General features: G+C 48.3%; 15 protein-coding genes. 13 read left to right on the plus strand and 2 right to left on the minus strand.

What is annotated here, in order from left to right; translation table 11 throughout:
- The first annotated feature begins 7 nt into the window (after positions 1 to 7).
- From ymcF to OGV77_RS17420, 3 genes are all read left to right on the plus strand, one after another.
- On the plus strand, positions 8 to 196 hold the full coding sequence (gene ymcF, locus OGV77_RS17410; protein ID WP_057069020.1) for a cold shock small protein YmcF: 189 nt from the start codon (positions 8 to 10) through the stop codon (positions 194 to 196).
- A gap of 73 nt (positions 197 to 269) precedes the next feature.
- Positions 270 to 500, plus strand: a complete 231-nt coding sequence (locus OGV77_RS17415) for a hypothetical protein (protein ID WP_000756041.1) — start codon at positions 270 to 272, stop codon at positions 498 to 500.
- A 203-nt stretch (positions 501 to 703) separates the two neighbouring features.
- Positions 704 to 877, plus strand: a complete 174-nt coding sequence (locus OGV77_RS17420) for a GnsA/GnsB family addiction module toxin (RefSeq protein ID WP_001100119.1) — start codon at positions 704 to 706, stop codon at positions 875 to 877.
- Between the two features lie 371 nt (positions 878 to 1,248).
- Here the strand turns inward: OGV77_RS17420 and OGV77_RS17425 are convergent, their stop codons facing one another.
- Complete coding sequence (locus OGV77_RS17425) at positions 1,249 to 1,788, minus strand: cytochrome b (RefSeq protein ID WP_032943057.1); 540 nt, start codon at positions 1,786 to 1,788, stop codon at positions 1,249 to 1,251.
- A gap of 275 nt (positions 1,789 to 2,063) precedes the next feature.
- On the opposite strand from OGV77_RS17425, the gene OGV77_RS17430 reads away from it, so the two are divergent.
- A complete protein-coding gene (locus tag OGV77_RS17430) occupies positions 2,064 to 2,426 on the plus strand; it encodes an HNH endonuclease (protein WP_286502911.1) in 363 nt (120 codons plus the stop codon).
- Between the two features lie 135 nt (positions 2,427 to 2,561).
- On the opposite strand, the gene OGV77_RS17435 is transcribed toward OGV77_RS17430, so the two are convergent.
- Positions 2,562 to 3,077, minus strand: a complete 516-nt coding sequence (locus tag OGV77_RS17435) for a hypothetical protein (RefSeq protein WP_103771375.1) — start codon at positions 3,075 to 3,077, stop codon at positions 2,562 to 2,564.
- A gap of 215 nt (positions 3,078 to 3,292) precedes the next feature.
- On the opposite strand from OGV77_RS17435, the gene OGV77_RS17440 reads away from it, so the two are divergent.
- From OGV77_RS17440 to OGV77_RS17480, 9 genes are all read left to right on the plus strand, one after another.
- Complete coding sequence (locus tag OGV77_RS17440) at positions 3,293 to 3,790, plus strand: phage terminase small subunit P27 family (RefSeq protein ID WP_003832359.1); 498 nt, start codon at positions 3,293 to 3,295, stop codon at positions 3,788 to 3,790.
- Positions 3,787 to 5,514 carry a terminase large subunit gene (locus OGV77_RS17445; protein WP_286502912.1) on the plus strand — a complete coding sequence of 576 codons (1,728 nt, stop codon included), beginning with the start codon at positions 3,787 to 3,789 and terminating at the stop codon, positions 5,512 to 5,514. The genes OGV77_RS17440 and OGV77_RS17445 overlap by 4 nt, the downstream gene beginning before the upstream one ends.
- Positions 5,508 to 5,687 carry a hypothetical protein gene (locus tag OGV77_RS17450; protein WP_003832363.1) on the plus strand — a complete coding sequence of 60 codons (180 nt, stop codon included), beginning with the start codon at positions 5,508 to 5,510 and terminating at the stop codon, positions 5,685 to 5,687. Before OGV77_RS17445 ends, OGV77_RS17450 begins: the two co-directional genes overlap by 7 nt.
- A complete protein-coding gene (locus tag OGV77_RS17455; RefSeq protein WP_286502913.1) occupies positions 5,687 to 6,946 on the plus strand; it encodes a phage portal protein in 1,260 nt (419 codons plus the stop codon). Before OGV77_RS17450 ends, OGV77_RS17455 begins: the two co-directional genes overlap by 1 nt.
- Positions 6,947 to 6,982: 36 nt before the next feature.
- Positions 6,983 to 7,903 (plus strand): S49 family peptidase, encoded by a 921-nt coding sequence (locus tag OGV77_RS17460; RefSeq protein ID WP_286502914.1) that lies wholly within the window; start codon positions 6,983 to 6,985, stop codon positions 7,901 to 7,903.
- A 72-nt stretch (positions 7,904 to 7,975) separates the two neighbouring features.
- Positions 7,976 to 9,262: a phage major capsid protein gene (locus OGV77_RS17465; RefSeq protein ID WP_286502915.1), complete on the plus strand. Its 1,287-nt coding sequence runs from the start codon at positions 7,976 to 7,978 to the stop codon at positions 9,260 to 9,262.
- A gap of 97 nt (positions 9,263 to 9,359) precedes the next feature.
- Positions 9,360 to 9,737 (plus strand): hypothetical protein, encoded by a 378-nt coding sequence (locus OGV77_RS17470; RefSeq protein ID WP_286502916.1) that lies wholly within the window; start codon positions 9,360 to 9,362, stop codon positions 9,735 to 9,737.
- On the plus strand, positions 9,718 to 10,035 hold the full coding sequence (locus tag OGV77_RS17475; RefSeq protein WP_087052790.1) for a head-tail connector protein: 318 nt from the start codon (positions 9,718 to 9,720) through the stop codon (positions 10,033 to 10,035). Before OGV77_RS17470 ends, OGV77_RS17475 begins: the two co-directional genes overlap by 20 nt.
- A complete protein-coding gene (locus OGV77_RS17480) occupies positions 10,032 to 10,382 on the plus strand; it encodes a phage head closure protein (RefSeq protein ID WP_087857745.1) in 351 nt (116 codons plus the stop codon). Before OGV77_RS17475 ends, OGV77_RS17480 begins: the two co-directional genes overlap by 4 nt.
- Positions 10,383 to 10,427 lie beyond the last annotated feature (45 nt).

The following is a 10,427-nucleotide window of genomic DNA, read 5'->3' on the forward strand; positions in this document are numbered from 1 at the left end:
AACTGATATTACTAATAATATTCACTTCAGATGTCCGTGTTGCCACGGATCTCAGTACCGAACGTCAAACTTTGATGTTACTGAAAAAAATCCTTTCGGAGCAAAATGTATTTTTTGCAAATCAACAATGATTACATTTGATAATATTGCACTGTACATTCGTTCTGGTCAGTCTTCTTTAGAATTCAGAAAATAAATTTCAGGTTCCTTATGGAGCCTTTTTTGTATGCTGAACCGACAATCTCTGTAAGAGACATCACGGTAAAATTATGAAAAAAGTCATCGTTTTTTTTAATGCAGAACCTGCAGTTGTTGTAACCGTAATGAAAGGTATTACTACGATAATGCGTGAGTTTCCCAATGGGGAAAAAGCACACCTACCCGTGATGTCAGCGGGATTTCCATCTCTGACAGGAGACCATAAAATAGTTTATGTAGCCTCTGATCGTGATGTCAGTTCAGAAGAGATCCTCGAGGCAGCCTCGAAGCTTTTGAAATGAGATCTGGTTGTTTCGTGACCGACCCGGATTTTAGTACAGTGGTTTGTGTGGTCGCGAGCTCTTTTGCATGAAGATTGTACTGCAAACTATTGATAATTGAGTCTTTCTATTCTATCTTTTAAACATATCAGCGCTTATACAAGTGCTCTACGGGGAATGTAACATGCTTGGCGTTGATACGTTAGAGATCAAGAGGGTAAACAATGAACGTCGAAGATTTAAAAAGAAAAACTGAAGCGGATATTTCTGAATTCATCACAAAAAAAATTATTGAACTCAAAAAAAAGACAGGAAAAGAAGTTTCCGATATCCAGTTTAATGCTCGTGAAAAAATGACTGGGCTTGAAAGCTATGATATTAAAATCACATTAATCTAATTGTTATAAGACTCAGTTCGAGTGAAAAAGCATTATCTTGAAAGGTAATGCTTTTTTATTTCTGTCATAAAATTTAGAACGTTGTAAAAGCCTTCACTATAACCATAGATTTTCTGCTTACCTTTTAACGGGTCCTCCTTGACGATTCTGACCATCGAGGGGCAGCAGCGGCGCGGGATTTGGAGCATTTTTGATTCTTCATGCAACCATTTCAGCATTTGATGCTGATGACGGAACACTATCTCCGAATACACTGGGTTGGTTGCATTCTCTGATTCAAAAGAACACGGTGTGCTTCAACTTGACTGAGCAGGCATTACAGCAGACATTCACTGAGTGCCTGCTGTAATGTTAAACATTAAAATTTGTATTTATTTCTTATCGTTACAATCAGGGATCATCCTCAAAAGAGTGTTATCTTTCTGGACGTAGTGATGGAATAACGCTGCACCAGCATGCGCTGCGATTAAAAAATATCCGATGTTTGCCAGTGTTTCGTGAGTATCTTTGATAAGTGATTTTGTTTCCCCGTCAGGAGTAACGAACGATGCAACGTTAAAACCTAAGAAACTCCAGTCCTTTCCACCGTAAGCCATAATTGCAATACCTAATAATGGTAGAGCCAAAAAAGAAATGTACAGCAGGATATGCATTATTTTAGCAGCCATCATCTGCCAGGCTGGTGGGGGGGGAGTGATAGCTGGATCATGATACTTATGTTTAATAATTAATCGTATTATCATTAAAAACCAGACAAACACCCCAACATTGTAATGTGTTTCTTTCATGAGAAGGTAGGTGTTACTGCCTTTGGGAAACCAGCCACGAAGCTCCATAGCTGCATAGGTTATCGCTATTAATATCAGGGTTAGCCAGTGTAAGCGAATCTGAAGTTTTGAGAATTTGACCATTATTCTTGCCTCAAACGGTGTATTACATCGACCATAAATCATGAAGCTTAACAAATCCTTATTTTTGTTGAGAGATTAAGAGTTTGTTATTCCAGCGATCTCACTTGAATGTTTTGATAATAATTCTCATTTTTATTTCTTTCTGATAATCCTTGATGTTACGGGGCAAGAACCGCGCAGATTCTCGCTATTTATGAGAACTTTCAATCAACTACTGGTTCATTTTTACTTTCCGCCTATTACACAATTTGTATCCAACAAACAGGACTATGCCGATGCCAGCACGTGCTAAACGCCCATGCCGACACAAAGGGTGTGCGGCAATCACCAACGATGTCAGCGGATATTGTGACCAACACCGAAAGCAGCATGCTGGTGACGGCTGGCGGAATTATCAGTCGGGAAAGAGCAGGCAAGAACGTGGATATGGGCGACTCTGGGAAATCAAACGAGCGCGTATCCTTCAGCGTGATAAATACCTGTGTCAGAACCATCGCCGACAGAGGATAGCGAAGAAAGCGGCAAGCGTTGACCACATCATTCCAAAAGCTCATGGCGGTACTGATGACGATTCCAACCTTGAGTCGTTGTGCTGGGAATGCCACAGAGCAAAGACAGCAAGAGAACGTATTCGATGATAATATTCACTGCTGTAATGCATAAGAACAGTTTCTACATTCATGCAGATACCCGGAAGGAATTTTGGGTGTTTTTAAGTAAAACATTGGGATGGGGCAAATTTGAGTTAATTCGCCCCTCTGACGAGTTTAGCCCTACTGGAGGGTTGTTTGAATTAGTCGAAGTGCGTTCGGCAGATTCAGAACCCCCTGAGTCAGTAACTGTAGGGTCAAATGTTTTATGGCGTCTCCCGGAAGCTCTCGGAGTTTTGAAATCAATCCCTTCTTCTGATCTTCAGATATATTTGCGACACGGATTATATCCTCAAGGGCAACAATCGTGTCATTGTGTAACCGAACGGTTTGAACCTTAAGGATCGCACTTAAGCCGCCATCATCAAGAAGAAAATCAATTCCTTTCTCTGTAATGTTGCAGTATGGGGCGTTGAAGATAAAATCAACGCCAGCCATGGTTTCGCTACGTACGAAGGGTGTAGAAACAAGACCATGCATTTCAAGATATAGCATGCACGCCACAAAGTGATCATAGTTATCAAACTTCTCAATGAGGTCTCGCTCCTGTGCCTTGTTTAAAAAGTTAGGAGCACAATCTATAAGAGCGTTGAGGATCTCAAGTTGTAAGGCTCTATCATATTTTCTAGTTTTATCCATTTCTTAGACTCCATCGTTTATTTATTGAGATTAACTGAAGACACTATGCTGAACATCCTGATGGATGACCAGTATCTGCTTTTGCATGCTTTCTTGCTGTCATCTTCAAGGGGGGAGGGGGGATCAAATCCCTGACCCCTTTCGCGCTTTAGGACTGCCCGCTTCCTCGTATTTTTATACCCGCGAAAAATGAAATTTAACCAGGAGTGTCGCTTATGGCTGGAACGGCGGGGCGTTCCGGGCGTCGCCCCAAGCCAACGGCGCGCAAGGAGCTGGCAGGGAACCCCGGCAAACGAGCACTGAATAAAGAGGAACCTGTATTCACACCGATTAAAGGTGTGGCACCACCTGACTGGTTTTCTGAGGATGATGGTCTACCAATGGCGGCCGTCATGTGGGAACTGACCACGAAAGAATTATGTGGACAGGGATTACTGTGTGTTACCGATCTTGCCGTACTTGAGCGCTGGTGTGTTGCATATGAGTTCTGGCGCAGGGCGGTTAAAAATATCGCCAGAGAAGGGCTGACTATTACTGGTGCTATGGGGGGGAAGATAAAAAACCCTGAGCTAACCGCAAAGAAAGAGCAGGAATCGGAGATGAGCTCTACCGGCTCCATGCTTGGCCTTGATCCCAGCAGTCGACAACGCCTAATCGGCCTTGCCGGACAGAAGAAAACCTCTAACCCATTCCTGAAGATGATCAACTCATGAGCCGGAAATCGTACCCCAACGTAAACGCCGCGAATCAATACGCCCGCAACGTTGTGCGGGGGAAAATTCCGGCGTGCCAGTTTGTCATTCGGGCCTGCCAGCGTCATATCGATGACATGGCGGCTGAAAAGAGTAAGAAATTTCGTTACCGCTTCGATAAAGACATGGCAGAAAAGGCCGCGAAATTTATCCAGTTGTTGCCACATACAAAAGGAGAGTGGGCATTCAAGCGGATGCCGATCACTCTGGAGGCATGGCAACTGTTTATTGTGTGCTGCGCCTTTGGCTGGGTCCAGAAAGGGTCGAAGCTTCGACGATTTCGCGAGGTTTACACGGAGATACCGCGTAAAAATGGAAAATCAGCAATATCGGCGGGTGTGGCGCTGTACTGTTTTACCTGTGATAACGAGTTTGGTGCCGAAGTGTATTCCGGGGCCACAACTGAAAAACAGGCGTGGGAAGTATTCAGACCAGCTCGTCTGATGTGTAAGCGCACCCCGCTGCTGGTGGAAGCGTTCGGGATTGAAGTTAATGCGTCCAACCTGAATCGGCCAGAAGATGGCGCGCGTTTTGAGCCGCTGATTGGTAACCCTGGGGACGGCGCTTCACCGCACTGTGCGATTGTTGACGAGTATCACGAACATCCCACAGATTCGCTCTACACCACTATGCTGACGGGTATGGGGGCGCGGCGACAACCACTAATGTGGGCGATCACGACGGCGGGTTACAATATTGAGGGTCCATGCTACGACAAACGGCGTGAAGTGATTGAGATGCTGAACGGCACAGTACCGAATGAGGAATTGTTCGGCGTGATATACACCGTCGACGAGGGGGATGACTGGACCGATCCTAAAGTGCTGGAAAAAGCTAACCCGAATATGGGCGTGTCGGTCTATCGTGACTTTCTCCTCAGCCAGCAACAGAGAGCTATTAATAACGCCCGTCAGGCTGGTGTATTTAAAACTAAACACCTCAACATCTGGGTTGCAGCCCGTGCCGCTTTCTACAACCTGGTTTCCTGGCAGAACTGTGAGGATAAGACACTTACGCTGGAGCAATTCGAAGGACAGCCATGTGTTCTGTCTTTCGACCTGGCGCGTAAGCTGGATATGAACAGTATGGCGCGGTTGTTCACCAGGGAAATTGACGGCAAGACACATTACTACAGCGTTGCTCCCCGCTTCTGGGTTCCCTACGACGCAGTATTCAGCGTTGAAAAGAACGAAGATCGTCGTACTGCGGAGCGATTTCAGAAATGGGTTGAAATGGGACTGCTTACAGTTACTGATGGCGCTGAAGTTGATTACCGCTACATCCTTGAAGAGGCCAAGGCGGCAAACAAGCTCAACCCAGTCAGTGAGTCACCGATTGACCCGTTCGGCGCGACGGGGCTTTCACATGATCTGGCTGATGAAAGCCTTAACCCGATCACTATCGTACAGAACTACACCAATATGTCTGATCCGACGAAGGAGCTGGAAGCCGCCATTGAGTCAGGCCGCTTTCATCACGACGGGAACCCGATTATGAGCTGGTGTATCAGCAACGTCGTCGGGAAGTATTTGCCCGGTAATGACGATGTGGTTAAACCCATCAAAGAGCAGAACGAAAACAAAATCGATGGCGCGGTTTCGCTGATTATGGCAATCGGACGGGCAATGTTGAATAGCCGGGCAAGTAATTCATCCGTTTACGACGAGGAAGATGTAGCATGCTAATGACGTTTTTAAGTTTTTTTATCGGCCTCGCCGGAGCTGCATTACTGTCTGCCGGTGCCTGGCTTATTTCACCTGCAGCCGGGCTTATTACTGGCGGTTCAATCTGCCTGCTGTGGTCATTTTTAATCGCGAAATCAATGTCTGCCAGCGTAATTAAATCAGGGGGTGAATAATGTTCATTCCCCAGATGTTTCGGGGTAAATCTCAGTCTGGTGGTAGTTTCTGGCAGGCGATGCTGGGTGGTGTGAGTTCCAGCCAGAGCAAGGCGGGGATCATTATCACTTCTGAAACCGCAATGGCGTTATCGGCGGTCCGGGCATGTGTAACGCTTCTGGCAGAATCGGTGGCGCAGCTGCCGTGTGAACTTTACAGGCGAGGCGCTAACGGAGGCCGTGAACGGGCGACTGACCACCCTGTTTATGATCTGATTCATTCCCAGCCCAACAAAAAAGACACTTCATTTGAATACTTTGAACAGCAGCAGGGCCTGCTTGGTCTGGAGGGGAATTGCTACTCGATCATCGACAGGGACGGGAAAGGTTATCCCCGCGAATTAATCCCGGTTAATCCCCAAAAGGTCATTGTCCTGAAAGGCCCGGATGGGATGCCATATTATGAACTACCCGAAATTGGCGAAACGTTGCCAATGCGCATGATGCATCATGTGAAAGTATTTTCGCTCGATGGCTATATCGGCAGTTCTCCAATCCAGACAAATGCTGATGTACTTGGGTTAAACCTGGCTGTGGAAGAACATGCTGCTCAGGTTTTTCGTCGAGGTACGACGATGAGTGGTGTTATTGAGCGTCCAAAAGAAGCCGCGACAATAAAAAACCAGGATGCAATAGACAGACTGCTGGCAAAATGGACGGATCGTTATTCTGGTGTCAGGAATGCTTTCTCTGTTGCACTCCTCCAGGAGGGGATGAGTTATAAACAGTTATCTCAGGATAACGAGAAAGCTCAATTATTGCAGTCCCGACAATGGGGAGTGGAAGAAGTGTGCCGGCTCTATAAAATCCCGCCTCATATGGTGCAGATGCTGGAGAAAGCCACGAATAACAACATTGAGCACCAGGGGCTGCAGTTTGTGATGTATACGCTGTTGGCCTGGCTGAAGCGTCATGAAGGCGCATTAATGCGCGATCTGCTTTTACCCAGCGAGCGCAGTGATCTGTACATTGAATTCAATGTATCCGGCCTGCTGCGCGGTGATCAGAAGTCACGTTATGAATCTTATGCACTAGGCCGCCAGTGGGGCTGGTTATCGGTTAACGACATTCGCCGCATGGAGAACCTTCCACCCATCGCCGGAGGGGACAAATACCTGACGCCTCTGAATATGGTCGACAGTAAACAAATCTTACCTAGCGATAACGCGCCAACAGCAAATCAACTGGCAGAAATCAACTCTATTCTGTCCAGAAACTGAATATCACCCGCAGTGCGGGCTGACCTGGTAAACATCATGACAAAAAATTTAATTAATCTGCCGCACCTGGCGGCTATGGTCTTTGGTGTTCCACATTACGTGACACGACAGACAATGGATTCTGTAAAAGCTGTGCTGGTTCCCCGTATTCAGGGATTATCAGAAGAGGCTGGAATTCACATGACGCAGGATCCTGATAACAATCAGGCGCCAGATTTGGTTCAACCAGCTGGTGGAATGGCAGTTATTCCTGTTCACGGCATTCTGGTTCCGCGTCGTGGGCAAATTACTGCAATGTGTTCTGAACTTACCAGCTATGAGCGCATACGTAGCCAGGTGCATGCTGCATTAAATGACCCTTCCATCAGTGAAATTGTGCTGGATATAAATTCTGGTGGTGGTGCGGCGGTTGGATGCAAGGAACTGGCCGATTATATTTTCCAGTCACGTCAAACTAAGCCTATTACTGCAATTGTGAACTACAGCGCCTATTCTGCGGCTTACTTTATCGCTTCGGCCTGCAGCAAAATTGTAGTCAGTCAGACCAGTGGAGTCGGCTCGATTGGAGTGATCATGGAACACCTGGATACTTCCAAGATGGAAGAGCAAATGGGGTTAACATTCACCACGATTTTTCGGGGAGATAATAAAAATAACGGTACACAACATGAGCCACTGAGTGAAGACGCTCGGGGAATGTTCCAGAGGATGATTGACGATATGTACGAGACGTTTATTACCTCTGTAGCGGAATACCGGAATCTTGCCCCTCAGACGGTGATTAACACGCAGGCCGGAATCTATTTCGGCGCTGATTCCATTTCTGCTGGTCTTGCCGATGAAGTTTCGGATCCTCAGTCTGCGATTAATGCCATTGCAGCAAAGTACAAACAACCTCAACAAACCACTTCCATAAAGTTGCAGGCCGCCGCGATGGACCTGCAAACCAGAATGTGACCCGGCGCTAATGCGTCATTACCAGAAAGCAGCCTGTTGGCTGCTTTTTTTATGCCAAAAAGAGAGAAAACTATGCCACAGATTGAAGAATTACGTCGTCAGCGTGCGGGTATTAATGAACAGGTACAGGCCCTGGCCACGATTGAAACTACCGGTGGAACGCTGACAGCGGAGCAGTTAACCGAATTTGCCAGCCTGCAGCAGCAGTTTACAGATATCAGTGCCAAAATGGAGCGTCTGGAAGCAGCTGAACGTGCTGCAGCGCTTGTTGCCAAACCGGTTAAAGGTACACAACAGGCTCCGGGTATCAGCGTTAAAGCAGAGCCAAAGCAATATACCGGCGCAGGAATGACCCGTCTGGTGATGTCGATTGCGGCAGCACAGGGTAACGTCCAGGATGCTGCTAAATTTGCAGCTGAAGAACTGAATGACCAGTCTGTCTCGATGGCCATCAACACTGCCGCCGCGTCAGGTGGCGTTCTTATTCCGCAAAACCTGCACAGCGAGGTGATCGAACTGCTGCGCGATCGCACCATAGTCCGTAAGCTGGGCGCGCGCTCCATTCCGCTGCCGAACGGCAATATGGCGCTGCCGCGTCTGGCCGGTGGTGCGACGGCGAGCTACACCGGGGAAGGCAAGGATGCGAAAACATCAGAAGCGCGCTTCGATGATGTGAAACTCACTGCGAAAACCATGATTGCAATGGTGCCTATCTCCAACCAGCTGATTGGTCGTGCTGGCTACAACGTGGAGCAGCTGGTCCTGCAGGATATTCTGACCGCGATTTCTGTTCGTGAAGATAAAGCCTTTATGCGTGATGACGGTACTGGTGATACGCCTGTCGGTATGAAAGCGCGGGCAACTGAGTGGAACCGCCTGCTGCCGTGGGAAGCTGCTGCAGAGGTTAATCTGCAGACGATTGATACCTATCTCGACGCCATCATTCTGATGGCGATGGACGGCAACAGCAACATGATCAGCTGCGGCTGGGGTATGTCGAACCGGACTTACATGAAACTGTTCGGGCTGCGCGACGGTAACGGTAACAAAGTCTACCCGGAAATGGCCCAGGGGATGTTGAAGGGATTTCAGATTCAGCGTACCAGCGCTATCCCGGCAAACCTCGGTGACGCAGGCAAAGAGTCGGAAATTTACTTCGCTGACTTTAATGATGTGGTTATCGGTGAAGACGGCAACATGAAGGTGTCGTTCTCGCAGGAAGCCTCCTATCAGGACGGGGACGGCAATCTGGTTTCCGCGTTCTCCCGTAACCAGTCGTTGATTCGCGTGGTGACGGAGCACGATATCGGCTTCCGTCATCCGGAAGGTCTTGTTCTCGGGACAAAAGTTCTGTTTTAACCGGTCCTGCACTCTGTGCGACCACGGTCGCACAGAATAAAAGCACGTAATCCCCCAGGCCCGCAGTAGCGGGTTTTTTCTTTTCAGGAGCAAAACGATGACAACGAAATCAGCAAAAGCAGCGGCAGCGGCGGCTGCAGCCGGTGATGTGAAAAAGCCGGATGAACTGACGCCGGAAAATTCAGTGGACGGGGATGACGGTCAGAATACTGCAGCGGGTTCAGATAATGCCGGTGTTGATCTGACCGGAAGTGAAGCAAACGGGACTACGGGCCTGACGGGAGCAGAAGTGGCGCGGAAAGCGGTTTTTTTCCTGGGACCCTATCATCGTTATTCACGCGGTGATACGGCCTGTTTTGATGCTGAGTACGCAGAAAAACTGGTTGAACGCCATATTGCGGTATGGCCAGAAGATGCGGAAAAGGCGCTGAGTCCCCGCAAGGGAGCCGATGACCATGATACTGACATTGGATGATGTGAAAACCCAGCTCCGTCTGGAGCCGGATTTCACAGAGCATGACGGCATGCTCACTAATATGGTGGCGGCTGCGCAAAAGAGTATTGAACGTGACTACTACTGCAAACTGGTGGGAAGCGATGACGAACTGCAGGCGCTGCCGGAAGGTGTACGCGGTTTTGTGGCGGATGAAGATATCCAGTTGGCCATGCAGTACCTGGTCGGGGATGCGTATCTGAATGGTTTCACTGGTCAGTGGCTGGAGACGGCTGCGGTCCGGCATCTTCTTTTCCCGTTGCAGGAGAACACCGTATGAGCCTGAAGCCGGAAGAGATGACCTGCCGTCTTTCGATTGGGTATATGCAATCCGGCCGGGGGCCGCTGGGTGAACATCTGCCGGAACAACTGGTCGCGACCGGGAAAGCCTGGGCGAAGCGCGAGCTGGTATCGGGCAGAAAGGTCCGCACACTGGATCAACAGCAGGTTGTTGAAACGTGTCTTTTTACCACTCATCCGAACCTGAATATTGATATCGACTGGAAAATAACGACGTCTGACCGGGTTTATACCGTTCGTAACGTCGAACGTCTTGCGGACCGCATCATCATCACAGGGGAGGCAGACGCACGTCATGATCGAGCTGGCATTAAAGGCAGCACTTGAACGCCTGACCGGGCTGGATGTTTATCCTCTGCTTCTGCCCGATGA

The organism is Citrobacter sp. Ce129 (assembly GCF_030334545.1).
Classification (GTDB): domain Bacteria; phylum Pseudomonadota; class Gammaproteobacteria; order Enterobacterales; family Enterobacteriaceae; genus Citrobacter; species Citrobacter europaeus.

What these genes read in the sequence shown, in the direction of transcription:
- OGV77_RS17415 (WP_000756041.1), top strand. Translation starts at nt 270, where the DNA reads ATGAAAAAAGTCATCGTTTTTTTTAATGCAGAACCTGCAGTTGTTGTA.
- OGV77_RS17420 (WP_001100119.1), top strand. Translation starts at nt 704, where the DNA reads ATGAACGTCGAAGATTTAAAAAGAAAAACTGAAGCGGATATTTCTGAA.
- OGV77_RS17425 (WP_032943057.1), bottom strand. Translation starts at nt 1,788, where the DNA reads ATGGTCAAATTCTCAAAACTTCAGATTCGCTTACACTGGCTAACCCTG.
- OGV77_RS17430 (WP_286502911.1), top strand. Translation starts at nt 2,064, where the DNA reads ATGCCAGCACGTGCTAAACGCCCATGCCGACACAAAGGGTGTGCGGCA.
- OGV77_RS17435 (WP_103771375.1), bottom strand. Translation starts at nt 3,077, where the DNA reads ATGGATAAAACTAGAAAATATGATAGAGCCTTACAACTTGAGATCCTC.
- OGV77_RS17440 (WP_003832359.1), top strand. Translation starts at nt 3,293, where the DNA reads ATGGCTGGAACGGCGGGGCGTTCCGGGCGTCGCCCCAAGCCAACGGCG.
- OGV77_RS17445 (WP_286502912.1), top strand. Translation starts at nt 3,787, where the DNA reads ATGAGCCGGAAATCGTACCCCAACGTAAACGCCGCGAATCAATACGCC.
- OGV77_RS17450 (WP_003832363.1), top strand. Translation starts at nt 5,508, where the DNA reads ATGCTAATGACGTTTTTAAGTTTTTTTATCGGCCTCGCCGGAGCTGCA.
- OGV77_RS17455 (WP_286502913.1), top strand. Translation starts at nt 5,687, where the DNA reads ATGTTCATTCCCCAGATGTTTCGGGGTAAATCTCAGTCTGGTGGTAGT.
- OGV77_RS17460 (WP_286502914.1), top strand. Translation starts at nt 6,983, where the DNA reads ATGACAAAAAATTTAATTAATCTGCCGCACCTGGCGGCTATGGTCTTT.
- OGV77_RS17465 (WP_286502915.1), top strand. Translation starts at nt 7,976, where the DNA reads ATGCCACAGATTGAAGAATTACGTCGTCAGCGTGCGGGTATTAATGAA.
- OGV77_RS17470 (WP_286502916.1), top strand. Translation starts at nt 9,360, where the DNA reads ATGACAACGAAATCAGCAAAAGCAGCGGCAGCGGCGGCTGCAGCCGGT.
- OGV77_RS17475 (WP_087052790.1), top strand. Translation starts at nt 9,718, where the DNA reads ATGATACTGACATTGGATGATGTGAAAACCCAGCTCCGTCTGGAGCCG.
- OGV77_RS17480 (WP_087857745.1), top strand. Translation starts at nt 10,032, where the DNA reads ATGAGCCTGAAGCCGGAAGAGATGACCTGCCGTCTTTCGATTGGGTAT.